The sequence below is a fragment of the Tessaracoccus bendigoensis DSM 12906 genome (assembly GCF_900141915.1).
GTDB classification, from domain to species: domain Bacteria; phylum Actinomycetota; class Actinomycetes; order Propionibacteriales; family Propionibacteriaceae; genus Arachnia; species Arachnia bendigoensis.
In genome coordinates this window covers 1-1220 of sequence record NZ_FQZG01000001.1, presented here as the reverse complement: position 1 = coordinate 1220, position 1220 = coordinate 1, and the positions used below count along the sequence as shown (strand labels likewise).

Annotated in this window: 1 rRNA gene; it reads right to left on the bottom strand. The window is 53.4% G+C overall.

The features are described from left to right. Positions 1-1220 (bottom strand): 23S ribosomal RNA (locus BUC15_RS00005); the annotation flags it as partial.

The window sequence follows — 1220 nt, the reverse complement described above, 5'->3', positions numbered from 1 at the left end:
GGCCTATTAGTATCGGTCAGCTCCATACATTACTGCACTTCCACATCCGACCTATCAACCCTGTGGTCTACAGGGGGCCTTACCAGACTACTCTGTGGGAGCCCTCATCTTGAAGCGTGCTTCCCGCTTAGATGCTTTCAGCGGTTATCACTCCCCAACGTAGCCAACCAGCCGTGCTCTTGGTAAACAACTGGCACACCAGAGGTTAGTCCGTCCCGGTCCTCTCGTACTAAGGACAGCTCTTCTCAAGACTCCTACGCGCGCAGCGGATAGGGACCGAACTGTCTCACGACGTTCTAAACCCAGCTCGCGTGCCGCTTTAATGGGCGAACAGCCCAACCCTTGGGACCGACTCCAGCCCCAGGATGCGACGAGCCGACATCGAGGTGCCAAACCATGCCGTCGCTATGGACGCTCGGGCAAGATCAGCCTGTTATCCCCGGGGTACCTTTTATCCGTTGAGTCCTGGCGCTTCCATAAGCCACCAGAAGATCACTAGTCCCGACTTTCGTCCCTGCTCGAGATGTCTCTCTCACAGTCAAGCTCCCTTGTGCACTTACACTCAAAACCTGATTGCCAACCAGGCTGAGGGAACCTTTGGGCGCCTCCGTTACCATTTAGGAGGCGACCGCCCCAGTCAAACTACCCATCAGGCACTGTCCCTGATCCAGATAATGGACCTAAGTTAGATAACCAGAGTGACCAGAGTGGTATTTCAACGATGACTCCACCTGAACTGGCGTCCAAGCTTCAAAGTCTCCCACCTATCCTACACAAGTCACACCGATCACCAATACCAAACTATAGTAAAGGTCCCGGGGTCTTTCCGTCCTGCTGCGCGTAACGAGCATCTTTACTCGTAATGCAATTTCGCCGAGTTCGTGGTGGAGACAGCGCCCAAATCGTTACTCCATTCGTGCAGGTCGGAACTTACCCGACAAGGAATTTCGCTACCTTAGGATGGTTATAGTTACCACCGCCGTTTACTGGGGCTTAAGTTCAAGGCTTCGCCGAAACTAACCCTTCCCCTTAACCTTCCAGCACCGGGCAGGAGTCAGTCCGTATACATCGTCTTACGACTTAGCACGGACCTGTGTTTTTAGTAAACAGTCGCTTGGGCCTGGTCTCTGCGACCCTCAACGCTTTCACAGTAAATGCTATACGTATCAGGTCCCCCTTATCCCGAAGTTACGGGGGTATTTTGCCGAGTTCCTTCACCA